Source organism: Kushneria sinocarnis, from assembly GCF_003633775.1.
Classification (GTDB): Bacteria; Pseudomonadota; Gammaproteobacteria; order Pseudomonadales; family Halomonadaceae; genus Kushneria; species Kushneria sinocarnis.
In genome coordinates this window covers 67052-91842 of sequence record NZ_RBIN01000002.1, presented here as the reverse complement: position 1 = coordinate 91842, position 24791 = coordinate 67052, and the positions used below count along the sequence as shown (strand labels likewise).

General features: G+C 64.1%; 22 protein-coding genes and 1 pseudogene. 10 read left to right on the top strand and 13 right to left on the bottom strand.

Annotated features, from left to right (window positions below):
- Nucleotides 1-13 precede the first annotated feature (13 nt).
- From C7446_RS02985 to C7446_RS02965, 5 genes are read right to left on the bottom strand one after another with little or no spacing between them, the layout of a single operon-like run.
- The gene (locus tag C7446_RS02985; protein WP_121171174.1) at nucleotides 14-283 is read right to left on the bottom strand and encodes a K+/H+ antiporter subunit F; all 270 of its coding nucleotides are present in this window, start codon (nucleotides 281-283) and stop codon (nucleotides 14-16) included.
- Nucleotides 277-762, bottom strand: a complete 486-nt coding sequence (locus C7446_RS02980) for a Na+/H+ antiporter subunit E (protein ID WP_121171172.1) — start codon at nucleotides 760-762, stop codon at nucleotides 277-279. The genes C7446_RS02985 and C7446_RS02980 overlap by 7 nt, the downstream gene beginning before the upstream one ends.
- Nucleotides 759-2312 (bottom strand): monovalent cation/H+ antiporter subunit D, encoded by a 1554-nt coding sequence (locus tag C7446_RS02975; RefSeq protein WP_121171170.1) that lies wholly within the window; start codon nucleotides 2310-2312, stop codon nucleotides 759-761. Before C7446_RS02975 ends, C7446_RS02980 begins: the two co-directional genes overlap by 4 nt.
- Entirely contained in the window at nucleotides 2309-2653 is a 345-nt protein-coding gene (locus C7446_RS02970) for a Na+/H+ antiporter subunit C (protein WP_121171168.1), read from the bottom strand. Before C7446_RS02970 ends, C7446_RS02975 begins: the two co-directional genes overlap by 4 nt.
- Entirely contained in the window at nucleotides 2653-5448 is a 2796-nt protein-coding gene (locus C7446_RS02965; RefSeq protein WP_121171166.1) for a monovalent cation/H+ antiporter subunit A, read from the bottom strand. The genes C7446_RS02970 and C7446_RS02965 overlap by 1 nt, the downstream gene beginning before the upstream one ends.
- 496 nt (nucleotides 5449-5944) lie before the next feature.
- Here C7446_RS02965 and rfbB point away from each other — a divergent pair, with 496 nt between their 5' ends.
- Both rfbB and C7446_RS02955 read left to right on the top strand, forming a co-directional pair.
- On the top strand, nucleotides 5945-6991 hold the full coding sequence (gene rfbB, locus C7446_RS02960; RefSeq protein ID WP_121171164.1) for a dTDP-glucose 4,6-dehydratase: 1047 nt from the start codon (nucleotides 5945-5947) through the stop codon (nucleotides 6989-6991).
- A 96-nt stretch (nucleotides 6992-7087) separates the two neighbouring features.
- Nucleotides 7088-7555 (top strand): DUF3429 domain-containing protein, encoded by a 468-nt coding sequence (locus C7446_RS02955; protein WP_245977632.1) that lies wholly within the window; start codon nucleotides 7088-7090, stop codon nucleotides 7553-7555.
- Between the two features lie 13 nt (nucleotides 7556-7568).
- On the opposite strand, the gene C7446_RS02950 is transcribed toward C7446_RS02955, so the two are convergent.
- Nucleotides 7569-8288 carry a 16S rRNA (uracil(1498)-N(3))-methyltransferase gene (locus tag C7446_RS02950; protein ID WP_121171162.1) on the bottom strand — a complete coding sequence of 240 codons (720 nt, stop codon included), beginning with the start codon at nucleotides 8286-8288 and terminating at the stop codon, nucleotides 7569-7571.
- A gap of 176 nt (nucleotides 8289-8464) precedes the next feature.
- Between C7446_RS02950 and purD the strand changes: the two genes are divergently transcribed.
- The 3 genes from purD (at nucleotide 8465) to C7446_RS02935 (ending at nucleotide 11179) form a co-directional block, all read left to right on the top strand.
- Complete coding sequence (gene purD / locus C7446_RS02945) at nucleotides 8465-9748, top strand: phosphoribosylamine--glycine ligase (RefSeq protein ID WP_121171160.1); 1284 nt, start codon at nucleotides 8465-8467, stop codon at nucleotides 9746-9748.
- Between the two features lie 85 nt (nucleotides 9749-9833).
- Nucleotides 9834-10706: a phosphoribulokinase gene (locus C7446_RS02940; RefSeq protein ID WP_121171158.1), complete on the top strand. Its 873-nt coding sequence runs from the start codon at nucleotides 9834-9836 to the stop codon at nucleotides 10704-10706.
- Nucleotides 10707-10837: 131 nt separating this feature from the next.
- Nucleotides 10838-11179: a histidine triad nucleotide-binding protein gene (locus C7446_RS02935; protein WP_121171156.1), complete on the top strand. Its 342-nt coding sequence runs from the start codon at nucleotides 10838-10840 to the stop codon at nucleotides 11177-11179.
- On the opposite strand, the gene C7446_RS02930 is transcribed toward C7446_RS02935, so the two are convergent.
- Together C7446_RS02930 and C7446_RS02925 are read right to left on the bottom strand one after the other, a co-directional pair.
- Entirely contained in the window at nucleotides 11160-12407 is a 1248-nt protein-coding gene (locus C7446_RS02930; protein WP_121171154.1) for a CmpA/NrtA family ABC transporter substrate-binding protein, read from the bottom strand. The genes C7446_RS02935 and C7446_RS02930 overlap by 20 nt on opposite strands.
- Before the next feature lie 60 nt (nucleotides 12408-12467).
- Nucleotides 12468-13049, bottom strand: a complete 582-nt coding sequence (locus tag C7446_RS02925; protein WP_121171152.1) for an ANTAR domain-containing response regulator — start codon at nucleotides 13047-13049, stop codon at nucleotides 12468-12470.
- Between the two features lie 436 nt (nucleotides 13050-13485).
- Between C7446_RS02925 and C7446_RS02920 the strand changes: the two are divergent.
- Nucleotides 13486-14839: pseudogene (locus tag C7446_RS02920) on the top strand (MFS transporter).
- 158 nt (nucleotides 14840-14997) lie between these two features.
- The gene (gene coq7, locus C7446_RS02915; protein WP_121171151.1) at nucleotides 14998-15639 is read left to right on the top strand and encodes a 2-polyprenyl-3-methyl-6-methoxy-1,4-benzoquinone monooxygenase; all 642 of its coding nucleotides are present in this window, start codon (nucleotides 14998-15000) and stop codon (nucleotides 15637-15639) included.
- 25 nt (nucleotides 15640-15664) lie between these two features.
- Here the strand turns inward: coq7 and C7446_RS02910 are convergent, their stop codons facing one another.
- From C7446_RS02910 to C7446_RS02890, 5 genes are all read right to left on the bottom strand, one after another.
- A complete protein-coding gene (locus tag C7446_RS02910; protein WP_121171149.1) occupies nucleotides 15665-16783 on the bottom strand; it encodes an AI-2E family transporter in 1119 nt (372 codons plus the stop codon).
- 84 nt (nucleotides 16784-16867) lie between these two features.
- Nucleotides 16868-17662: an adenosylmethionine decarboxylase gene (gene speD / locus C7446_RS02905; protein ID WP_121171147.1), complete on the bottom strand. Its 795-nt coding sequence runs from the start codon at nucleotides 17660-17662 to the stop codon at nucleotides 16868-16870.
- Nucleotides 17663-17819: 157 nt separating this feature from the next.
- Nucleotides 17820-18245 (bottom strand): OsmC family protein, encoded by a 426-nt coding sequence (locus C7446_RS02900; protein WP_121171145.1) that lies wholly within the window; start codon nucleotides 18243-18245, stop codon nucleotides 17820-17822.
- A 108-nt stretch (nucleotides 18246-18353) separates the two neighbouring features.
- Nucleotides 18354-19022 carry an N-acetylmuramate alpha-1-phosphate uridylyltransferase MurU gene (murU, locus tag C7446_RS02895; RefSeq protein WP_121171143.1) on the bottom strand — a complete coding sequence of 223 codons (669 nt, stop codon included), beginning with the start codon at nucleotides 19020-19022 and terminating at the stop codon, nucleotides 18354-18356.
- Nucleotides 19019-20065, bottom strand: a complete 1047-nt coding sequence (locus C7446_RS02890) for an aminoglycoside phosphotransferase family protein (protein WP_121171141.1) — start codon at nucleotides 20063-20065, stop codon at nucleotides 19019-19021. Before C7446_RS02890 ends, murU begins: the two co-directional genes overlap by 4 nt.
- Nucleotides 20066-20235: 170 nt before the next feature.
- On the opposite strand from C7446_RS02890, the gene C7446_RS02885 reads away from it, so the two are divergent.
- The 3 genes from C7446_RS02885 (at nucleotide 20236) to pdxA (ending at nucleotide 24776) form a co-directional block, all read left to right on the top strand.
- Nucleotides 20236-22665 carry an LPS-assembly protein LptD gene (locus C7446_RS02885; RefSeq protein ID WP_121171139.1) on the top strand — a complete coding sequence of 810 codons (2430 nt, stop codon included), beginning with the start codon at nucleotides 20236-20238 and terminating at the stop codon, nucleotides 22663-22665.
- A 78-nt stretch (nucleotides 22666-22743) separates the two neighbouring features.
- The gene (locus tag C7446_RS02880; protein ID WP_245977630.1) at nucleotides 22744-23751 is read left to right on the top strand and encodes a peptidylprolyl isomerase; all 1008 of its coding nucleotides are present in this window, start codon (nucleotides 22744-22746) and stop codon (nucleotides 23749-23751) included.
- A 20-nt stretch (nucleotides 23752-23771) separates the two neighbouring features.
- Nucleotides 23772-24776 (top strand): 4-hydroxythreonine-4-phosphate dehydrogenase PdxA, encoded by a 1005-nt coding sequence (pdxA, locus tag C7446_RS02875; RefSeq protein ID WP_281272325.1) that lies wholly within the window; start codon nucleotides 23772-23774, stop codon nucleotides 24774-24776.
- The last annotated feature ends 15 nt before the right edge of the window (nucleotides 24777-24791 follow it).

Genomic DNA, 24791 nt, shown 5'->3' with positions numbered 1-24791 from the left:
CTCGACTCCCTCCTCATTCGATGATATCGCCACGCAGCAGGTACTTGCATACTGCCACGGTACTGATGAAGCCCAGCATGGCGATCAGCAGGGCCGCCTCGAAGTAGAGGTTGGTATCCTGCCAGAGCCCCTGGATGATGATCATGCCGATGGCATTGACGTACATGGTATCCAGGGCCGCAATGCGATCGGGCAGGGTTGGGCCGACCAGTACCCGATAGAAATTCATGACCAGTGCCAGCGTGAATAGCGCCGAACTGATCCAGAAGGCCCAGGTCAGCATTGGAAGATCTCCTTGAGCGGCTGCTCATAGCGTCGCCGGATCTGATCGATCAGCGCTTGTGTATCCTCGATATCAAGGGCATGGATCAGCAGGGTGCCATCGTGAATGCGCAGATGCGCCGAGATGGTCCCCGGGGTCAGCGAAATGGTGCTGGCGAGAATGGTGATCGGGAACGGCTCGGTCAGCGACAGCGGATAGAGCACAAAGGCAGGCTGCGGTTCGCGCCGACGCGCCAGGATCAGTCGGGAGACTTCCAGATTGGCGATAATGATGTCCCACAGCAGCACGATAACGTAGACCAGCAGTTTCAGCGGCCGATGGACCGTCGGCTGGGGCTCCCAGAAGCGTCGGATCAGGATGGGAATCAATAGTGCCAATACCAGCGCCAGCAGGGCATTGCCCGGGGTCAGGGCGGTCAGGCCCATCCAGATCGCGAACAGCAGCAGTGACAGCAGTGGCATGGGGAGCAGGCGCTTCATGAACTCTCTCCTCCTGCATGAGACACGTCCGCGGCCTCGGAGGCGGTTGTCGGATTGCCGAGAATGGCCTGCAGATAGTGGTCGGGGTCGCTCAGCTGGTGGGCGGTGGCAGCCGCATAATCGCTCATCGGTCCGGCCAGTACGGTCAGTACCGGCGAGGCCGCGATCAGGCCGGTAATGCCGAGTCCGCGTCGCCAGCCCATCCGCGGCCCTTCCGGATCCCCTTCACCGGCCCGCCAGAAGATGGTCGAACCGGCACGCGAGGCGGAGATGATGCCGCACAGGCCGGCCAGCAGCAGGATCGGCCACAGCCACAGGGCCTGCTCCTCGCCGGCGCTGGAGAGTACCAGTGCCTTGCCGATGGCGCCGGACAGGGGCGGTAGTCCGATGACGGCGATCATGCCGATGAAATACAGCGCTCCCAGACGGCCGGGCTGTACCAGTGGCCGGCTGCGCACGGCTCGCGCTCCGGCACGACCGCGCTGACTGGCAATCATGTCGGCCAGCAGGAACAGGCCGCCGGTCACCAGGGTAGTGTGCACGATATAATAGAGCGCCGCGGTGATGCTTTCGATATGACCCATTCCGAAGGCGCAGAGCAGGGTGCCCACCGAGATCAGGATCAGATAGCTGGTCTGCAGGCGCAGATCGCGCGCCGAGAGCACCCCCACGCCGGCCACGGCGAGAGTAGCCAGCCCGCACCACCACAGCCAGGGCTGGGCAAGTCCGGCCAGCGGCCCGGCATGATCGGCAAAGATCAGCGAATAGACCCGCAGGATGGCGTAGAGGCCGATCTTGGTCATGATCGCGAACAGGGCGGCGACCGGCGCCGGTGCCGCGGCATAGGCGCGCGGCAGCCAGAAGTGCAGCGGCAGCATGGCCGACTTGTGAGCGAAGACACTCAGCAGCAGCAGTCCGCCGGCGTGCACCAGTCCACGCTGGTGGGCATCGAGCCCGGCACCGATCTGACGTGCCATGTCCGCCATGTTGAGCGTGCCCAGCGCGCCATAGAGGATGCCCAGCGCGAACAGAAACAAGGAGGAGCCGGCCAGGTTGAGGGCCACATAGTGCATGCCCGCGCCGGTACGGCTGCGGCCGCCGCCATGCATCAGCAGGGCGTAGGAGGCGATCAGCAGCACTTCGAAGAAAACGAACAGGTTGAACAGGTCACCGGTCAGGAAGGCGCCGTTGATCCCCAGCAGCTGCAGCTGGAACAGCCCCTGGAAATTGGTGCCGTCCTCGTCCTGGCCGGCGCTGGCATAGAGGATCGCGCCCAGGGCCAGCACGGCGGTCAGCAGCACCATCATGGCCGAGAGACGATCGAGCACCAGCACGATGCCGAACGGTGGCTGCCAGTCCCCGAGGGCGTAGTAGCGGATCACCCCGTCGCCGGCCATGTGGACCAGGGCGATGCCGATCACGACCAGCGCCAGGGTGGCCCCGATGCCGAGCGAACGCTTGATGATCGGTGCGCCGCCGCGCCGCCACAGCAGCAGTACCGCAGCACACAGTGGCAGTACGAGCGGAGCGATGAGCAGATGCTGGCTCACGATGCCTCCCGGGACTCTTCGCGCCGCTGGCCATCAACATGATCGCTGCCCAGGTCTCCCCGGGCGCGCATGGCAAGGATGACCACAAAGGCGGTCATGGCGAAGCCGATGACGATGGCGGTCAGTACCAGTGCCTGCGGCAGTGGATCGGCCATCGGCATGTCGCTGCCGATCACGGTGGAAGCTGCGGTATGCAGTCCGCCCATCGAGAACAGGAAGAGATTGACGGCATAGGTCAGCAGTGTCAGTCCCACCACTACGGGAAAGGTGCGTCCGCGTAGCGCCAGAAAGATGCCGCTGGTGGTGAGTACACCGGTACAGATCGAATAGATGAGTTCCATCAGGTCTTCTCCCGTGACGGACGGTGCGGAGTGGTGACCTTGCCGAGGTTAGCCAGGATCATCAGGGTGGCGCCGACCACCGCGAGATAGACGCCGAGATCGAACAGCATGGCGGTGGCCAGTTCGATGTCACCGATGACCGGGATATGGAAGTGGCCGAAGGCCGAGGTCAAAAACGGATGCTCGAACAGCCAGCTGCCCAGCCCGGTGAACAGCGCAATGGCTACCCCGGTCACGGCGATCGGCTGATACTGGAAGGGCAGGCGACGCTGGGTCCACTCCACGCCGCGTGCCATGTACAGCAGGATCAGCGCTACCCCGGTGACCAGCCCGGCAATGAAGCCGCCCCCCGGGGCATTGTGGCCGCGCAGGAAGATATAGATCGACACCATCAGGGCGAATGGCAGCAGGGCCTGGGAGACCACCGACAGGATGACCGGATAGCGTTCGCTGATCCACGCCCGTCCTTCCATGTCACCCGAGGGCATCGCCAGCCGCAGTCGATTGAGCAGCTTGTAGATCGCCAGTCCGGCAATGCACAGCACGGTGATCTCGCCTAGCGTATCGAAGCCGCGGAAGTCCACCAGAATGACGTTGACCACGTTGTGGCCGCCACCGCCGGGCACGCTGTTATCGATCATGAACTGCGAAATGCGTTCGACCGGGTGGGTCAGTACGGCATAGTTGAGACTGGCCACTACGCCGCCGAAGGCGGACGCCAGCAGGCCATCGCGCAGGATCCGGTAACCGCTGGATTCGCGCGGTGTGGTCTGGGGCAGGAAGAACAGCGCCAGCATCAGCAGGATCATGGTGACCACTTCCACCGCCAGCTGGGTCAGGGCCAGATCGGGTGCGGAGAAGCGGGCGAAGGCCAGTGATACCAGCATGCCCACTACCGACAGCAGGATCAGGGCCACCAGCCGCCGGTGATGCAGGAAGGCGGTCCCGAGTCCGGCCAGACAGAGCAGCAGTCCGCCGGTCGCGACTACGCCATCGACCGGCTGGGGCGCGGCCGGGCCACTGAGCTCGGGAATGGCCATCAGGCCGAGGGTGGCAAACAGCAGCGCAGCCAGCATCAGCCAGAACATGTAGCGCTGCAGCGAGCCGTTCTCGAAACGTCCCAGCAGTCGTTCTGCGCCATTGATGATGCCCTGGACCACACTTTCGAATACCAGTCGTGCGTCACGCACGCGAAACTGACGCTGAAAGTTGTAAAGGAAGTGGCGCAGCACATAGACCAGCAGCCCCCCGCCCAGGGCCACGGCGCTCATCAGCAGCGGCAGGCTGAAGCCGTGCCAGATGGCAAGATCGATCTCCGGCAGCTCCGCGGCCGGCATCATGGTCGCCGACGCCGCGCGCAGCAGTTCCCCCACCGTCAGCGCCGGCAGCAGACCCACGGCAATGCACAGCACAATCAGGATCTCCATCGGCAGGCGCATGTAACGCGGGGGTTCGTGCGGCTTGTGTGGCAGCTGTTTCGGTTCACCGTTGAAGAAGACGTCGTGCACGAAACGCAGCGCATAGGTGACCGACAGCACGCTGCCCAGCGTGGCCAGTACCGGTACCAGCCACGAGAGTCCGCCGAACATCTGGGTTTCGAGGCTTTCGGCGAGGAACATCTCCTTGGAGATGAAGCCGTTGAGCAGCGGTACCCCGGCCATCGAGGCGGAAGCCACGGTGGCCAGCGCCGTGGTGTAGGGCATGTAGCGCCAGAGTCCGTTGAGCTTGCGGATGTCGCGGGTACCGCACTCATGGTCGACAATGCCCGCCGCCATGAACAGTGACGCCTTGAAGGTGGCGTGGTTGATGATGTGCAGTACGGCGGCAATTGCCGCCAGGCGCGAATCGAAGCCGAACAGCAGGGTGATCAGCCCCAGATGACTGATGGTGGAGAAGGCCAGTACCCCCTTGAGGTCCTGCTTCATCAGTGCAAACCAGGCCCCGTAGAGCAGGGTGATCATGCCGACCAGGGTGACGATGTAGAACCACCACTGGGTGCCCGAGAGGATCGGGAACATGCGGGCCAGCAGAAAGACGCCGGCCTTGACCATGGTGGCCGAATGCAGATAGGCAGACACCGGCGTGGGCGCCGCCATCGCATGCGGGAGCCAGAACTGGAAGGGGAACTGGGCGGACTTGGTGAAACAGCCCAGCAGCACCAGGATCAGGATCAGTGGATAGAGGGTACTGCCGCGTATCTGATCGGCCGCGGCGATCACGTCATCAATGTTGTAGCTGCCGACCAGCTGACCGATCAGCAGGAACCCGGCCAGCAGGGCCAGGCCACCGGCACCGGTCACGGTCAGCGCCATGCGCGCGCCCTTGCGGGCGTCGCTTTCACGGTACCAGTAGCCGATCAGCAGGAACGATGACAGGCTGGTCAGCTCCCAGAAGAACCACAGCAGCAGCAGGTTGTTGGCGGTCACGATACCGAGCATGGCGGTCATGAACAGCATCAAAAAGCCGTAGAACCGCACGATCGAATCGTTCTCGGCCAGGTAGTACCGCGCGTACAGGATGATCAGCAGGCCGATGCCGAGAATCAGCAGGGTGAACAGGAAGCTCAGGCCATCGAGACGCAGTGCCAGCGACAGGCCCAGGGTGGGAATCCACTCCAGCGAATGGCGCAGTACCTCGCCATCCAGCACCAGCGAGGTCTGTGAAAGCGAAATGCCCAGCGCAATCGCCGGCAGCAGGGCGGTCAGCCAGGCACACAGCCCCCGCGAAAGATGCTGACACAACAGGGGGACAAGGCTACCTGCCAGTGGCAATAGCACTATCAGTAGCAGGACCATTCAGGACTCGCTCTGTCTATCGTTCGGAATGTGCCGCCAGCGCGGGGCAGCGGTCGATTGACGTCGGGTCAGCAGGGGGCTTTGCCGGTGATGTGGCGCAGCCCGACAGGCGGGTCGGTCAGAAAGGGACGACGAAAGAAACGGGGAGCGTGGATCCACGCAGGAGCACAATGCCGGCTTCTGCCATGCACGGTCGTATCATTGCAGCGCTGTCGTCTGGCGCCTGGAGTGGTCATGGTCGTCTCCTCATCCTGGGTGACGCGGCGTCACCACCGGCTGCGGGTGGCCATCATGAGCCGGGCGTCAATGATCCGGCTGAATGTAGCATGCTCCCCGAAGTGCATCCAGCCACGCTGTGGTGGTTCGCTTAAGAGGCGGACAAGCCCGATGCCTGCATCCGGCCTGTATCGCCGTCGATAGCGTTAAGGCATCATCGTGCGCCACTATCGGAAACGGGCACGCTCTGGCGGTTCGATACATACACGAAGGAGGGGTGATGGAGACCATCATGGTGACCGGCGGGGCGGGCTTCATCGGCTCGGCGCTGGTCCGGCACATCATCGGAGAGCGTCACGAGCGGGTGGTCAATGTCGATGCGCTGACCTATGCCGGGCAGCCCGATTCGCTGGCGGAACTGGCCGGTCTGTCACGCTATCGGTTCGAACGGGGTGATGTGCGCGATGGCCGACACATGGCACGGCTGCTGGCAGAGTATCACCCCCGGGCCGTGATGCATCTGGCGGCGCAGACTCATGTTGATCGTTCGATTACCGGGCCGGGGGTGTTCGTGGACACCAACGTGAATGGTGTCGCCAGCCTGCTTGAGGCGTCCAGGCAGCATTGGCAGACACTGTCGGCCGACGAGCGGGCGCACTTTCGCTTCCTGCATGTCTCGACCGATGAGGTTTACGGGGCGCTTGCGCCGGATGCGCCGCCGCCGGATGAGACCGCGCCGATGGCACCGAGCTCTCCCTACGCCGCCAGCAAGGCCGGTGGCGATCATCTGGTGAACGCCTGGCATGCGACCTATGGTCTGCCCACGCTGCTGACGCGTGCCACCAACAACTATGGTCCCGGCCAGTATCCGGAAAAGCTGATTCCACTGATGATTCTCAATGCCCTGGCCGGGCGATCGCTGCCGATCTATGGCGATGGCGGCCAGAGCCGCGACTGGCTGCATGTCGATGATCATGTTCGGGCACTATGCCAAATACTGGATGCCGGTCGACCGGGTGCGAGCTACAACATCGCCGGCGGCTGCGAGAGCAGCAATCTGGCGATTGTCGAGGCGCTCTGCGATGCTCTGGAACAGCAGGCGGGGCTGTCGCGTGCGGCGTTGCGCAGGCTGATCACCCACGTGCCCGATCGGCCGGGGCACGATCGGCGCTACTCGCTGGATGGCCGACGTATGCGCGATGAGCTCGGCTGGCGGCCACACCGTGCGTTCGATCCCGGGCTGGAGGAGACCGTTGGCTGGTATCTGCGCCATGAACAGTGGTGCCGGCGGCTGATCGACCCGGGCGCCCGGGCGGGGCGAGCATGAGCGGGTGGCGGCCATGGTGACCTCGCCGAGGTGCCGAGGAGTGCTGCCATGGCCCCGATGGCCCGGAACCGTTGCCGACTCAGGAGTTTCTGTCCGATGAACATGCTCTCTTCCAGAACCCCCGGGCTGCCGCTGGGGCTCGGGCTGGCAGGTCTGCTGCCATTTCTGCTGTGTGCCGCGATCGTGGTTCTGATGGGGCTGCCCTGGCAGGCCATTGCACTGCAGGCCTTCATTTATTACAGCGCCGTGATCCTCTCCTTTCTGGGAGGCATCCACTGGGGCGTGGCGATGAGTCTCGATCATGGTGGCAGCGGCGAATTCAACGGCCGCATGATCATGGCCATGGCGCCCAGCCTGATTGCCTGGCCGGCGCTGATGCTCGATGCCCGTTTTGCGCTGCTGGCACTGATGGCAGGGTTTCTGCTGGTCCGCCTGTATGAGCGCCAGAGCGACAGCATCGAGCGGCTGCCGGGCTGGTATCGTGCCCTGCGCACGCTGCTGACCGTGGTGGTGGTACTGATCCATCTGGTACTGGTGATCTGGCTGTCGCTGTTGCCGGTGTAAACCATGCCGGACTTCAGAACAGCCGTGACAGCAGCGCCACCACGGCCGTTTCCACCCGCAGGATTCGCTCGCCCAGATGCACGCCCTCGAAGCCGGCGGCCTGCAGGCGTTCGACCTCGTAGTCGACGAAGCCGCCTTCCGGGCCAATCATCAGGGTCACCGATTCCCCGGGGGGCAGTCGGTAAGGGCAGGCGACCGACTGACCGGGGTGAGCCAGTAGTGCCCGGCGCCCCTCGATCAGGGCCGGCAGTTCATCTTCCACGAAGGGGCGAAAGCGTGGTGCCATGCCGACCCGGGGCAGACGGGTATCGCGGGCCTGCTCCAGACCCAGTACCAAGTGATCGCGAATGCGCGATTCGCTCAGCTCCGGCGACTGCCAGAAGCTCTTTTCGACCCGCGCCGTATGCAGCAGGGTCAGCTCCTTGGCGCCCAGCGCAGCGATGTTCTCCAGCGTGCGTGCCAGCATCCTCGGGCGGGGCAGGGCAAGCAGCAGATGTACCGGCAGGGGCGGTGGGGGCGCGCACTCGAGTTCATCGAGTGCGAGCTCGACCGCGTGCCCGGTCAGCCCGGTAATGGTGGCGCGGCCGATGCCGCCTTCCTCGATACCCACGGTCAGGGTGTCGCCTCGTCGTGCACGATGCACCTCATGCAGGTGACGCAGGCGGCGGGGGTCGGTCACTCGGGCGATGTTCGACGAGAGCCGTTCCTCGGCCCTGAGCAGCAGCAGGTTCATGGGATCACTCGTTTGAAGGGGGTCTGCAGCCGGCCATGATAACCTGCCGTGGCAACCGTTGCTTGGCTGATGACTGCGTGGCGGACATCCGAGTGGCCTGACATAATGAGTGCCATTTGAAAATGCTTTGCAATCCGCGGGCACCTGCTGCGTGCCCTTTCACAGGATGAGACTTCATGAAGGTTCTGATCATCGGCGGCGGAGGCCGTGAACACGCCCTGGCGTGGAAGATCGTACAGTCGACCCGGGTCGAGCGTGTCTGGGTGGCACCGGGCAATGCCGGCACCGCGCGGGAGCCCGGGGTGGCCAATGCGGATGTTGCGGCCACTGATCTCGAGGGGCTGGTTGCCTTCGCCAGCGACAACGGCATCGACCTGACCATTGTCGGCCCCGAAGCGCCGCTGGTGAGCGGGGTAGTGGATCGTTTCCGCGGGGCCGGGCTGGCCGTCTTCGGGCCGACTCAGGCGGCTGCCCGGCTGGAAGGGTCCAAGGCCTTCAGCAAGGATTTCCTGGCCCGGCATCACATTCCCACGGCGCAGTATCGCAGTTTCACCGATCTCGACGAGGCGCTCGGCTACCTGCACCAGCAGGGCACCCCGATCGTGATCAAGGCCGATGGTCTGGCGGCCGGCAAGGGGGTGGTGGTGGCCACGACCACGGCCGAGGCCGAAGCCGCCGTGCGGGACATGCTCTTCGGTAACGTCTTCGGTGATGCCGGCGCGCGGGTGGTGATCGAGGAGTACCTCGAGGGCGAGGAGGCCAGCTTCATCGTCATGGCGGATGGCGAGCATGTGCTGCCGCTGGCTACCAGTCAGGATCACAAGCGCGCCCAAGACGGCGATCAGGGGCCCAATACCGGTGGCATGGGCGCCTACTCCCCGGCGCCGGTCGTCAGCGAGGCGGTGCACCAGCGCATCATGGACGAGGTCATCCGCCCGACCATTGCCGGCATGGCCAGCGAGGGCTGCCCCTATACCGGCTTTCTCTATGCCGGGCTGATGATCACCCCCGAGGGCGCTCCGAAGGTGATCGAGTTCAACTGCCGTTTCGGCGATCCCGAAGCCGAGCCGATCCTGATGCGGCTGCGCAGCGATCTGGCCGAGCACTGTCTGGCGGCGCTGGAAAGCCGGCTGGATGAGCAGCAGTGCCAGTGGGATGAGCGCGCGGCGGTCGGTGTGGTACTGGCGGCGGGCGGTTATCCCGGCAGCTACCGCAAGGGAGTGCCGATCCATGGGCTGGACGGCTGCGAGGCGAGCGGCTGTCGGGTCTTTCATGCCGGTACCGCGGAGAGCGAGGCCGGCGGTGTCGTCAGCAGCGGTGGCCGGGTGCTCTGTGTCACGGCGCTGGGCCAGGATGTGCAGGCGGCCCGCAATCGTGCCTATGATGGATTGAACGCCATTCGCATGGAGGATGGCTACTATCGTCGGGATATTGCGCATCGGGCGTTGAACCGCGGCTGAGCGCTGCCTCGAATGCCGCCCTGTTGACGTTCGTCGGATCGTGCTCCGATACGCTATCGGAGCACGTCGAGCGAGGAGAGAGGTCATGTCGCGCGAATATCCCATCGTAGCCGTGACCGGCTCGTCCGGAGCCGGTACCACCACGGTGCGACGTGCCTTCGAGCGCATGTTTGCACGCGAGGCCATTCACGCGGCCTTCGTCGATGGCGACGCCTTTCATCGCTACTCACGCGATGATCTGGCGCGCATCTTCGAGCAGGAGCCGGAGCGCAAGCACGAGCTGTCGCATTTTGCGGTGGAGGCCAATCTGCTCGACCGGCTCGAGAACCTGTTCAGCGAGTACGGTGAACACGGCACCGGCATCTATCGGCAGTACATCCATGCCGAAGACAAGCGCATGCTCGAACAGGGCTATCGGGTCGGCACCTTTACCGAATGGCAGTCACTGCCGGCCGGCACCGATCTGCTGTTCTACGAAGGGCTGCATGGCGGACTGGTCTCCGAGCACCATGACATCGCCCGGCACGTCGATCTGCTGGTAGGCGTCACGCCGACGGTCAACCTGGAGTGGATCCAGAAGATCGACCGTGACATCAACATGCGCGGCTACTCGCATGAAGCCGTGGTCGATACCATCCTGGGTCGGATGCACGACTACGTGCGTCACATCCTGCCTCAGTTCTCACGCACCCACATCAACTTTCAGCGGGTGCCGAGCGTGGATACTTCCAACCCGTTCGAGCCGCAGGCCATTCCTTCCGATGCCGAATCCTTCGTGGTGATCCGCTTTCGCGACCGTACCAGCGCCGATTTCCCCTATCTGCTCACCATGCTGCGTGATGCCTACATGACCCGCCCCAACACGCTGGTGGTGCCGGGGTCGCAGATGCCGCTGGCGATCGAGCTGATTCTGGCGCCGCGTGTGGAGCAGCTGCTGACACAGCGGCGTTTCCGCTAGCCTGTGGGTAGAGAGTGGCGCATTGCTTCGAGACTGCGCGTACAGCGGGTTCTTCAGTCATCGTGTGCACTGTGGTGCTACGGTGTTAATGCGGTGGTTCACCGTCCCAACCAGCAATTTGTGGAGTTGTCATGGCTACGCTCTTCGACCAGATCATCAATCGCGAAATTCCCGCCGAGATCGTCTTCGAGGATGATCAGGTGCTGGCGTTCAACGATATCAATCCGCAGGCGCCGACCCATGTGCTGGTGATTCCCAAAAAGCCGATCGCCACGCTCAACGACATCACCGAGGATGATCTGGAGCTGGTCGGCCGGCTGCACCTGACCGCGGCGCGGATTGCCCGGGAGCGCGGCATTGCCGAAGAGGGCTATCGGCTCGTGATGAACTGCAACGAGTACGGCGGCCAGACCGTCTTTCACATCCATCTGCACCTGATGGGCGGTCGCCGCTTTACCTGGCCGGCCGGTTGAGCATGCTCAGCTGCCGATAGTGTTCGAGCAGTTCGTCGAGTCGGCCCGGATCGAAGATGGCGCCATCGATGAAGCGATCGGCGCTCATTTCGAGGGTGCCCCCGTCACGCCCCTCGAGCTGCCAAGGGCCTTCGTGACAGCCCTCGAGCTTGCTGTCACCCTCCGGCATGGGCAGCCCGAGGGCATCGGTGGCCTGGCGGCAGAGATCCGGTCGGGTACACTGCATGACTGCGCCGATCAGATGAGCGGCGTCACTTTCGGATTCCGGCAGATGGCCCCAGCGCGCCATCTGCGCGGCGTACCACAGGGTCTGTGAGCGCCACGGCCAGGGCGTGACCGAACGACTGAAGATGATGCCGTCATCACGCAGTTCGAGGCTGCGCTCGACATCCTCGGGTGCGGCATCCAGATAGCCGCCGTCGATCATCCAGCGGGCTGCCTGGCGGCGGTGTTCGGTGTCATCATCGAGCCAGGCGCCGGTGCGAATCAGTGCCCGCAGCAGCGCCTGATGGGTGCCCGGATGGGCGTCATGCCATGCTCGAGTGACCCCCAGCACCTTCTCCGGTGCACCCTCCCAGATGCGGTGACCACTGATCGCCACCTCGCCCTGATGCTGCCTTCGCGCCATGGCATTCCAGGGTTCGCCGACACAGTAGCCATCCAGCCAGCCGGCTTCCAGCTGGGCGGCCATCTGCGGCGGGGGCATCACCCGCAGTTCGAGATCGCGATCGGGGTCGATGCCGGCACTGCCCAGCCAGTAGCGCAGCTGGTAACGGTGCGAGGAGAAGGGATAGACCGTGGCAAAGCGCAGCAGGGCCTGACCGCTGGCGCGGCGCTCGGCAATGACCTCGGCCAGCGCCCCGGCGCTGGCGGGATCGTCGGGCTGCAGCCCGGGATGCTGGTGCTGCATGGCGGCAAACAGGGGGCGTGAGACGGTCACGGCATTGCCGTTGCGATTGAGCGTCAGCGCGGAGAGCATCGGAGTGAGCTGACCATCCAGCCCCAGTGAAGCGGCCAGCGGCATCAGGGGCAGCATCTGTGCTGCATCCAGCACGCCCAGCTGAATGCGGTCGCGAATATTGGCCCAGGAGGGTTCGATGGACAGGGTGACTTCCAGCCCCTCCCCGGCGAAGAAGCCGGCGTGCAGGGCCGCGACCAGCGGGGCGGCGTCGGCCAGCGGCAGCATGCCCAGGGTCAGCTGACGGCGTTCGAGGGGGGTGGGCATCATCGCATTGTGCTCCTGTCTCGCCTGGTGCGATCGGTTGCCGTCGGCAGTGCGGGCTGCTGTTCATCGGCGGCGTTCATCGGCGGCATTGATCAGTTCCTCGGCCAGCTCGGACATGTTCATGCGACGGTCCATGGCGAGCTTGCGCAGATACTGATAGGCGTTATTTTCGCTCAGGCGGCGGCGCTCCATGAGCAGGGTCTTGGCGCGATCGACGGCCTTGCGCTCGGTCATCGAGCGGCGCGTGCGGGTGAGTTCCTCGCGCAGGGCATTGTGCTGCTCGAAGCTGGCGATGGCGACATCGATCATGGAACGCATCAGCGGTGGCATCAGACTCTCCACTACATAGGCGGACACCCCGGCGCGGGCGGCATCGCGGGTCAGTTCGGGAGAGTCCTGACTGGTCAGCATGATCATCGGCCGGGGATAGCGTTTGCCCAGCTGGCCGAGATGCTCCAGCGAATCGCGGCTCGGCGAGGCAGCATCGATGAGCACCGCATCCGGCTCGAGCTGCTCGACTGCGGCATAGAGATCCTCCTGCTCGCCGATGGTCATGACGACGTCGAAGCCGGCCTCGCGCAGCGCCTGCTCCAGGGCCTGCGAGCGTTCCGAGCGGGCATCGACAATCAGTACGCGTGCCGACATGGTGTCACTCCCGGCAAGATTGGGCTGTTTCCCGGGTCACTGTGCTCTCCTGGCTGATGGGCGGTATCGGCCGGGTCTGCCGAGGTTCGCCCGGTGCAGGTCGTGTCCGATGTGTGCTCTATCCTGGCCTGAAACCCCCGGCCAACGCCAGCCCGGGGCTTGCGGTCATCGCTGCTGCCTCGTTGCAGTGCGCAGCGTAGCCGGAATGCACGGTCATGGTGCCGGCGCGGGGCATGTAACCTGTCGTGCAGCGGTCCGTCCGGAATGGCGCCCGCCATGCCATCGGGTTTCGACCAATGTGGCATGAACCTTGCTGAGAATTTCGGGACATGTGACGTGGACCAGGCCCGGCGTCGGGTACGAGTGCGTCGATACGGCTGTCCTGCCCGGCTTCGGGGAGGGCGGTGTCGATGACTCCTGTATTCGAGGTGGTGCCATGGATATCCGGAACAAGGCCACGCGCATTCGGCTGTTCGATTTCAAGACCCCGCAGATGCGGGCCTTCCATCTCTCCTGGTTGGCCTTTCACGTTTGCTTCTTCGGCTGGTTCGGCATCGCGCCGATGATGGCCGTGGTGCGCGACGACCTGAATCTGACCAAGACCCAGATCGGCAATACCATCATCGCCTCGGTGGCGATCACGGTGGTGGTACGCCTGTTCATCGGGCTCCTGTGTGACCGGCTCGGCCCGCGACGCACCTACAGCTGGCTTTTGTGTCTCGGCTCGCTGCCGGTAATGATGATCGGGCTGACCGACAGTTTCGAAACCTTCCTGCTGGCCCGGCTGGCCATTGGCGCGATCGGCGCTTCCTTCGTGATCACCCAGTACCATACCTCGGTGATGTTTGCGCCCAATGTGGTCGGGACCGCCAATGCGACTACCGCCGGCTGGGGCAATCTCGGCGGCGGCACGACCCAGATCCTGATGCCGCTGGTGCTTGCCGGCATCCTGATGCTGGGGGTCAGTGAGTCGCTGGGCTGGCGCCTGGCGATGGTAGTGCCGGGGGTGGTGCTCTTCCTGACCGGTCTGGCGTACTGGTTCTTCACCCAGGATGCGCCGGATGGCAACTTCCGCGAGCTGCGGGAGCGGGGTGAGCTGGTACGCACCGAAGAGGAGTACAGTGCACGCAACAGCTTCCTGTCAGCGGTGAAGGATATCCGGGTCTGGGCACTGTTCGTGATCTATGCCGCCTGCTTCGGCATCGAGCTGACCATCAACAACATCGCTGCGCTTTATTATTTCGACAATTTCTCGCTGTCACTGGAAACCGCCGGGCTGATTGCCGGGCTGTTCGGTCTGATGAACCTGTTTGCCCGGGCGCTGGGCGGCTTCTTCTCGGACAGCTTTGCCCGTCGCCGCGGCCCGGACGGACGGGTCCGCTGGCTGTTCATCGCCATGCTCTGCGAAGGGGTGGCGCTACTGCTGTTCTCGCAGATGCAGGTACTGACGCTGGCCATCGGCAGCATGGTGATCTTCAGCCTGTTCGTACAGATGGCCGAGGGGGCGACCTTCGGCGTGGTGCCGTTCATCAACAGGAAGGCGCTGGGCGCCGTGGCCGGTATCGTCGGTGCCGGTGGCAATGCCGGTGCCGTGGCGGCCGGTTTTCTGTTTCGCGCTGAGCTACCAGCAGGGTCTGGTGATCCTGGGGGTGGCGGTCACCGCCATTGCCTTCTGTACCCTGCTGGTGCGCTTCTCGCCCGAGACGCACAGTGAGGTGGTGCGTGACCAGCGTCAGGCCAGTGACATCGCCGATGGTGAGCGCGTGCCGCTGGCCCGGCAGCCGGGCTGAGCAGCTCCGGGCGGGATACGAGGCCGCTCGACCGAGCGGCCTTGCGGCATTGCCATTGCCAGCGGCAGGTTTCGACGCCGCGAGCTGCGGCGCACTATGCTGTACTGGTGAACGATAATGCCTGCAGGGAACCGGCAATCCGCAGAGGAGGGACGACGATGACACGTCAGTGGCGAACCCGGGATCGCTGGATGATTCAGCTCGATGGCATGCTGCGTACCCTGGTGCCGGGGGCGCTGGTGCCGATGCGCCCCTCGCCGGCACTGGGCGCCGGCGAGCCGACATTTTCACGCCTGGAGCGCCATCGGATCATTTCCCTGATGCGTTTCAATCACAGTAGCGGGATCTGCACCCAGGGGCGTTATCACGGCCAGGGGCTGGTCGCCCGCGCTCCCCGCGTCAGTCAGCGGATCTGTGATGCTGCCGACGAGCAGCGTGACCACCTTGCCTGGTGCGAAGGGCGGCTGAAGGAGCTGGGAGCGCACACCAGCCCGTTCAACCCGCTGTACTATACCGCTTCGTTCGGTCTGGGGGTCATGCTCGGGCGGATCAGTGATCCGGTCAGTCTGGGATTCCTGCATGCCGGTTCGGAGCTGGCGACCACACGTCTGGAAACCCAGCTGCGCCATCTGCCGGGCGGTGATCAGCGCTCGCGTGCCATCCTCGAGCGCATGCGCGATGACAGTGTTCATCACGCCTACGGTGCGCTGGAAGCCGGTGGTCGCCGGCTGCCGGGTCCGCTGCGCTGGGGGCTGTCGATGGCCGCGAAGGCGCTGCGCTCGGACCGGCGACTGGAATAAGGGCGAATGCCGCGACCGCGCGGTTTCAGCGCCGGCGGCGGAGGCCCCGGTTCGGGCGACTGACGGGCTGACCGGATGGCGAGGCCTCCTCGGGGCGCTCGCTATCGGTTTCGGTGGCCAGCAGGTCCCAGGCAGCAATGAACAGCGCGGCAATCAGCGGACCGATCACGAAGCCGTTGATGCCGAACAGTGCCATTCCACCGAGGGTCGAGATCAGTACGACATAGTCCGGCAGCTTGGTGTCCTTGCCGACCAGAATCGGCCGCAGCAGGTTGTCGACCATGCCGATGACCAGCACTCCCACCGCAATCAGGATGCTGCCCCGGACGACCTCCCCGATGGCGATCATCCAGATGGCGACCGGCACCCAGATCAGGCCGGCGCCGATCGCCGGCAGCAGCGACAGGAAAGCCATCACCACGCCCCACAGCAGCGGTGCCTCGATCCCCAGCAGCCAGAAGGCAATGCCGCCGAGCGCGCCCTGGCTGGCGGCCACGATGATGTTGCCCTTGACGGTGGCACGGGTGACCGCGATGAACTTGCTTAAAAGCTGTTGCTTCTGGCGTGGGCTCAGCGGAATGGCCTGGCGAATGCGACGGCCGAGCGCCACGCCGTCACGCAGCAGAAAGAACAGCAGGTAGAGCATTACTCCGAAGCTGATCACGAACTGCAGGGTGTTCTGGCCGATATTGACCGCCTGGCCGGCCAGGAACTGGCTGCCCTGCATCGCGCCGGCGGAGAGGCGATCGCGCAGGGCGGAAAAGTCATCGACCCCCGCGCTCTGCAGCCACTGCTGCACGGAAGGGGGCAGGGCCGCACGGATCTGTTCGACCCACAGGCCGAGATTGAGATCGCCCGAGCGAATGCGCTGGTAGACGCTTGCCCCTTCCTGGATCAGTGAAGCGGTGATGAAGATCACCGGGATAATGACGATGACCAGACAGACCAGCAGGGTGGTGAAGGCGGCGAGATTGCGTCGGCCCTGCATGAGACCGAGCATGCGCTGCTGCAGCGGGGTGAACAGCAGTGCCAGGATGACGCCCCAGAAGATGGCACTGAAAAACGGCAGCAGGATCCAGCAGAAGGCGACGGATACGCCTGCCAGCAGTAGTCCGAAAAACCTGCGATCAACCGGTCGTTCCATGGGGTTCTCCGGCCCGGGGGCTGGCGGAAGAAGCCGGCCCGGGGCCGGCTTCGAAGGCGGCCAGCGTCGCTGGCCTCGATACGGTCAGTCCATGTTGCGCGAGTAGAAGATTTCGAGCATCTCGCGGCGCAGGCGTCGCTCGATGTCATCGGCCTCTTCGAAGGAAAGATCGCGTCGTGACGTACCGAACAGGTAATTGTCCAGATTGAAGTCCTTCAGCAGCATCTTGGTGTGAAACAGATTCTCCTGATAGACGTTGACATCGGTCATCTGATAGGCGCGCTTGGTATCCTCGGCAATGTAGTCCTGGATCGAGGCAATATCGTGATCGATGAACAGCTTGCGGCCGTCGACATCACGGGTGAAACCGCGCACCCGATAGTCGGTGGTGACGATGTCGGAATCGAAGCTGTGAATCAGATAGTTCAGCGCCTTGAGCGGCGAGATCATGCCGCAGGTCGAGACATCAATGTCGAGCCGAAAGGTGCTGATGCCGTTGTCAGGGTGTGATTCGGGATAGGTGTGCACCGTGACATGGCTCTTGTCGAGATGGCCGACCACGGTTTCCGGCAGCGGGCCGGGGCCGGGTTCGGTATGGTCCGACTCGTCCTGCTCGAGTTCATGCTCGGCGATCAGCAGGGTGACACTGGCGCCGTGCGGTTCGTAATCCTGGCGCGCCACATTGAGCACATGAGCGCCGATGATATTGCTGACATCACTCAGTATCCGGGTCAGACGCTCGGCGTTGTAGAGTTCATCGATGTAATCGATGTAGGCGCGTCGCTGCTCTTCCGTCTTGGCGTAGCAGATATCGTAGATGTTGAAGCTCAGCGAGCTGGTCAGGTTGTTGAACCCATGGAGTCGGAGCTTGCTGGTCAATACCGAACCTCCTGATTGCACAGAGGTGGTTCACCCGACGAGCTGGCGTCGGAACCGGGCGGGTGGGGGAGTGCAGTGTCGCGACTCCCCCGACAAGGCCGCGTATTATGCATGGAGCATGGCGGTGTTGCATCTCCTGCAAGCGCATTGCGCCGAATCAGTCATGCGCCTCGTGTATCTCGTAATCATGACTGATCTCGACACCGCCGCGCTCGAGCATCAGCGAGGCGCTGCAGTATTTTTCCGCGGAAAGCTCGACTGCCCGCTTGACCCGGTCCTCCTTCAGGCTGCGGCCGGTGACCACGAAATGAATGTGGATGCGTGTAAAGACCGCCGGCGTTGAATCGGCCCTTTCGGCCTCGATCTCGGCCACGCAGTCGGTGACATCCGCCCGCGCCTTTTCGAGAATGTTGATGACATCATAGGACGTGCAGCCGCCCAGTCCCATCAGCATCATTTCCATTGGCCGGGGGCCGGTGTTGCGGCCGCCGTTCTCGGGGTTGCCATCGATGACCACGGCGTGACCGCTGCCCGATTCGGTGACGAACTGGCGGCCATCGGTCCATTTGACGCGCGCTTTCATGTCGAAACTGTCCTGCTGACAAGTGTGTGAGGCCGGCTGGTGACATGCAATGTCGCCGGCCGGCGGCATGCTTTTCTTCGGGAGGCTGCCCTCGGCGGCGGCTGCCGCTCAGGGGTGTGGCAGCCGGGCATCAAGAGCGGCCAGGCGCTCGGGAGTACCGATATCATCCCAGTCGCCATGGTAATGGTAGCCGCCTACCCGGTCATGCTGCATGGCCTCGATGAGCAGCGGCGCCAGTCGGGTGGCCTCACCCTCCGGCACTCCGGCGATCAGCTCCGGGTGAAGCAGGGCGATGCCGGCGTAGGTCAGCTTCGGCTCGCCCCGGGGATGCAGGCGGTCGGCGTCATCCAGATGAAAATCGCCTCCGCTGTGCTGGGGCGGATTGTCGACCATGACCAGCTGGGCAAGATCATTCGGTGCCAGCGCCAGCCGACCGGGATCGAGATCACACCAGACGTCACCGTTGATCAGCAGAAAGGGGGCCTCATCCAGCAGGGGCAGGGCGTGACGGATGCCGCCGGCCGTCTCGAGCGGCGTGTCTTCACGACTCCAGCGGATGCTGATGTCGTAGTGCCTGCCGTCTCCGAGCGCCTCGATCAGGCGCTCGGCAAGATGGCTGACATTGATCACGACTTCCCGGATGCCGGCCCGGCGCAGGCGCTCGAGATGATGGACGATCAGCGGCCGACCGCCGGCTTCGAGCAGCGGCTTGGGAGTGTGTTCGGTGAGCGGGCGCATGCGGCGACCGAAGCCGGCCGCCAGAATCATCGCCTTCATGAAGTGCTCTCCGCAATGGCGGGCTCGGCAAGGCGTGCATCGAGCCGGGGCATGAAGGTGTGTGCGAACCAGTGTCGAAAAGCGGTGAAGCGCTGGTGGCCGAGGCCTTCCATCACATGGTTGGCGAACAGTGGCAGCAGGCGCAGATAACGCGGCTTGCCATCGCGATGCGCCAGCCGGCAGAACAGCCCCAGAACCTTGAGGCTGCGCTGAGTGGCGCTGAGATCGACCAGCTCATGGACGGCGCCGGCAGGCATCGGTTCGATCACCCCCTGCCGGCGGGCACGCTGATGCCATGCCTCGATCCAGTGCTGCTGTGCCGTCTGCGGCCAGGCGAGATTGCGATCGCGCAACAGTGATGCCGGGTCATAGGTCAGCGGGCCGTATACGGCGCCCTGAAAGTCGATGATCCAGAGTCGGTCCTGGTGACACATCAGGTTCTGCGGATGAAAGTCGCGATGTACCGTGACCTGGGGCTGATCGGTCATTGCCCGGATCAGGGTGTCACGCAGCGCCGGCCACTCGTCGGGCGCTTCCAGCGAGAGCCAGTGCAGACACCACTGCGGGAACAGGTCGAGCTCCATGCCCAGCCAGTCGGCATCATAGGCGGGCAGGCGGTTGGCGGGCTGCGCGGCGACCTCGACAGCGAGTTCAATCGCCTGCTGCATCCGGGTCATGACCTCATTCGGCACCCCTGAAGTGGTCGGGGCGTGATGGCGCATCAGTTCCTGCAGCCGCGAGCGCAGCATGACGTCACCAAGATCCTGCAACTCGATAAAGCCTGCTTCGATATCGGCTTCGTCGATGCGGGGCACCGGCAGGCCGGCCTGGTGCCAGTGACTTGCGATCTCGATGAAGGCCCGGCAATCTTCCCGTTCGGGTGGTGCATCCATCAGGATTCGGGTATGGCCATCAGGCAGGGTCAGACGAAAATAGCGTCGGAAGCTGGCATCGTCGGCGATCACGTCGAGATCGAGCGTGTCCGGCGTGAGTCGATGGCGCTGTGCCACCCACAGGCGCAGGGCATCGAGCCGCGTATCCATGAAACCTCCTCAGGTTGACGGTCCGGGTCGCGCGCCGCATGCTGACGCAGTTTTGCCAGCCAGTCGTGATAATGTGCGTGCAGGGACGCGCACGATGGACGCAGGCTGGGTACGATACCGGTTTTCAGGTGCCAGCACACCGCTTTCGACAGCAAGGATATCCAGGGATCATGGGCCAGCGACTTTTCTGGACCGCCGCCTCTCTGACGGGGCTGCTCACGTCAATCGGTGCCCAGGCGGCCCCCGACCCGCTGCCGGCCGATCAGCTCGATTGGCAGCCCTGGGGCGACGACCGCCCCAGCGACGCGCTGTGTCGTGGTCACTATGTCATGCCGGAGTATCGCCTTGCACCGGGGGAGACGCCCTCCCGGGTGCGTACCTCATCCGACAGCGCCGATTACGGCGCGGACGGACAGGCCATCCTTCACGGTGACGTGGTGCTGCGCCGGGGCGAGCAGCAGCTCGAGGCCTCGCGCATCACCGTCAACGAGGCGCGCACCCGGGCAACCCTGGATGGGCCACTGACCTACCGCCGACCCGGCATGCTGGTACGCGGCAGCGATGGTCAGGTATCGCTCAACAGTGATGCCGCCCATGTCGACCAGGCGCACTATGTCGTTCACGATCAGCACCTTCGTGGTGATGCCAACCGGGTGGCGCGGCTGGAGGATGGCCGCTACCGGATGACCAGTGCAACCTATACCAGCTGTGACCCGCAGAGCCGACTGTGGAAGATCGTTGGCAGTGATGTCACGCTCAATCGCGAAGAGGGCTACGGCACCGCCACCAATGCCCGGCTCGAGGTCGAGGATGTGCCGGTCTTCTACTGGCCCTGGGTGCGTTTTCCGATCGATGATCGGCGCCAGAGCGGTTTCCTCTGGCCCACCGTCGGCTTCAGCGGGGATAGCGGGCTGGACTACTCCCAGCCGTACTATCTCAACCTGGCGCCCAACTACGATGCGACCATCACGCCACGTTACATGGTCAATCGGGGCGCCATGCTGGGCGGGCAGTTCCGCTACATGATCGACGAGCGCAATGCCGGATTCATCGAGGGCAACTATCTCCCGAATGACCGGGAAGGCACCGACGAGGATGATGCCGACGAGGATCTGCAGGGTGAGGACCGCTGGCTGTTCCGCTTCGCCCAGAACGGGCAGATCAACGATCGCACGCTTTACAACCTGCGCTATGGCGCGGCCAGTGACGGCAATTACTTCGATGATTTCGGGCAGACCTTCGGGGAGAAGGATACCGACAATCTCGAGCGTCTGGCCCGCATCGACTACGCCGGCAGTGCCTGGCATCTGCAGGCGCGGGCGCGCGGTTACCAGAAGATGGATTACCCGCTCGATGATGATGACAAGCCGTTCTACGAACTGCCGGCGCTGATCGCCAACGGCCGCTGGAGCCAGCCGAGCGGGCTCTACGAGGAGTGGAATACCTCGGTGATCAATTTCTGGCGCGACGTCCAGAGCGATGAGGTACCGATCCGTGAAGCGGCCACCGGTACCCGGGTCAATCTGGCACCGGCCATCGGCTATCGTCGTTCACCCTCCTGGGGCTTCTTCGAGCCGCGCGTCCAGATGATGTATACCCAGTACGATCTCGACTGGCACAATCGTGATGGTGCCGAGGGGCGTGACGAGACGCCCGATCGCGCAGTACCGGTCTATTCGGTCGATTCCGGGCTGGTCTTCGAGCGCGAGGCGTCGTTCTTCGGCAACGACTATCGCCAGACCCTCGAGCCGCGGCTCTACTATGCCTATGTCCCCTATCGGGATCAGAGCGAGTATCCCGAGTTCGATACCGATGAGCAGCCGCTCTCCTACGGCCAGCTCTGGTCTCCCTTCCGCTTCAGCGGCATCGACCGCATCGGTGATGTCAACAAGGTCTCCTACGGGGTGTCGTCGCGGTTTCTCGAGGGAGACAGCGGCCGGGAGCGGCTGGCACTGTCGCTGGGCCAGAGTCACTATTTCGAGAACCGTCGGGTAGTGGATGCGCAGTATGAAAACTTCGATGATACCTACCGGGACGAGCTCGACTATCGCAACCATCGGGACGAGTCGCCGGTCATCGGTCAGCTGGACTGGCAGATGACCGAGTACTGGTCGGCGCGTCAGGCACTGTTTTATGACACCAACCGCGGCCGTACCGAGAAGAGCGCCAGTTATCTGCGCTATCACAATCCCGAAGGCGGGCTGGTACTCAACCTCGGTTATCGCTGGGAAGTCGAGGGCTTCGATCCCTCCGGTGATTATGACGACCGGCTCGGCTACGACCGCGACGAATACGATGTCTCGCTGGCCTGGCAGGCCACGCCGGGTGTTTCCCTGATGGGCCGCTATCTCTACGATCAGACCAACAGCCGCTCGCTCGAAAAGCTCGCCGGGGTGCGGTTTGATGACTGCTGTTACGGGGTCGAGGTGGCCTGGCGCGAGTGGGTCGATGATGATGATTCGGCCAACACCATCGAGGATGACGAGACCAAACGGGGCATCTTCCTGCGTTTCGTGCTGAAGGGGCTCGGTGGCCTGGGCACCTCGACGGACAGCTATTACGCCGATGCGATTCCGGGCTATCGTCCCGATCGTTTCTGAATGAGGCGGCCCCGGCCTGCAGCTGCCGGGGACGAGTGCCGCTCGACAATCATGTTTGCACATCAGGAAGAGAGTCCCATGAAAGCAGGCAATCTGCGCAATCCGCGTCTCGCACCACTGCTGGCCCTGGTCATGGCGCTGGTGCTGGCACCGCTGGCGCATGCCGAGGTTCAGCCGCTGTCGCAGATCGTGGCCGTGGTCAATGATGACGCCATCATGTCCACCGAGCTGGATGACCGGGTCAGGCAGGTACGCAGTCAGCTGCAGAGCCGTGATGTCCCCCTGCCGGACGAGAGTGAGCTGCGCCGTCAGGTCCTGCAGCGCATGATCACCGAGCAGATCGAGCTGCAGATGGCCGAGCGGGCCAATCTCTCCGTCGGCGATACCCAGCTCAACCGGGCACTGCGCTCGATTGCGCAGAACAATGACATGACGCTGGATCAGTTCTCGCAGCAGCTGCAGCAGCAGGAGCTGTCGCTGGGTGATGTGCGTGAACAGGTGCGTCGTGAACTGCTGATCAACCAGGTGCAGCAGCACGAGGTGGCCGGCCAGGTCAATATCTCCGATCGCGAGGTCGATCAGTACCTGCAGAACGCCGGTGCCAATGCCAACGTGCAGTACCACCTGGGCCATATCCTGATTGCCGTACCGGAAGCACCCACGCCCCAGCAGGCTCAGGCCGCGCAGCAGAAGGCCCGGCAGCTGCGTGAGCGGATCGCCTCGGGTGATGCCGACTTCCAGCAGGTGGCGGCCAGCCAGTCCGATGGCTCGCACGCCCTGGATGGCGGTGATCTGGGCTGGCGCAGTGGTGCCGAGCTGCCCACCGTGTTCTCCGATGTGGTGCCCGAAATGTCGGTGGGCGATATCAGCCAGCCGATTCGCAGCCCCAGCGGCTACCATCTGGTCAGGCTGATCGATCAGCGGGGCGGCGGCAGTGCCGACCAGCAGCGGGAGCAGGTGCGGCGTCGCCTGTTCGAGCGCAAGGTCAACGACCGGCTCGAAGCCTGGACCCAGGAGATCCGCGCCTCGGCCTACATCGACAACCGTCTCGAAAACAGCGACTCCTCAGGCGGTAGCGCCCAGTGAACGGTGTCACGGGAGATTCGGTGATCGCACTGACGCCGGGTGAGCCGGCCGGCGTCGGTCCCGAACTGGTCGCCATGCTGGCCTGCGAGGGCGGGCAGTGTACGGCGGTCAGACGGGTGGCGGTGACCGACCCGGCGCTGTTGCGTGAGCGGGCCCGCGCCATCGGGCTGGCGCTGGAGGTGATCGAGCTGGCACCGGGGGAGCCGGTGCCGCCGGCCGTGGCCGGGCAGCTGCCGGTATGGCCGGTCGCCCTGCGCGCACCTGTCCGGGAAGGCGTGCCGGATGCGGCCAATGCCGATCATGTGCTCGAGACCCTGACGGTAGCGGCGCGGGCGTGTCTGGAAGGGCAGGCGGCCGCCATGGTGACCGCGCCGATCCACAAGGGCGTGATCATCGAGGCCGGGCATGCCGGATTTACCGGTCATACCGAGTTCCTGCGCGATCTCTGTGGCGTGGATGAGGTCGTGATGATGCTGGCGACCCGGCTGGGTGAGCATGCCCTGCGGGTGGCGCTGGCGACCACGCATCTGCCGCTGAAGGAGGTCAGTGCTGCCCTGACGCCGGCGCTGCTGGAGCGGGTGGTGACCCTTCTTGATCACGATCTGCGCCGTCACTTCGGGATCGAAAACCCGCTGGTGCGGGTCTGCGGTCTCAATCCCCATGCCGGCGAAGCAGGTCATCTCGGCCGCGAGGAGCTCGAGGTCATCACGCCGGTACTGGACAACCTGCGAAGCCGCGGCCTGCGCCTGGAAGGTCCGCTGCCCGCCGATACCCTGTTTACTCCTCGCCATCTCGAAGGCGCGGACGCCATCCTGGCGATGTACCATGACCAGGGGCTGCCGGTGCTCAAGCATGCCGGCTTCGGCCGGGCGGCCAATATCACCCTCGGCCTGCCCCTGATTCGTACCTCGGTTGATCACGGTACTGCGCTTGATCTGGCCGGCACCGGCCGGGCCGATCCCGGCAGCCTGCACGTTGCCTTCGACATGGCACTGGACATGGTTCAGGCCTCGACCGCTCGCTGATTTCCGGATACTCAC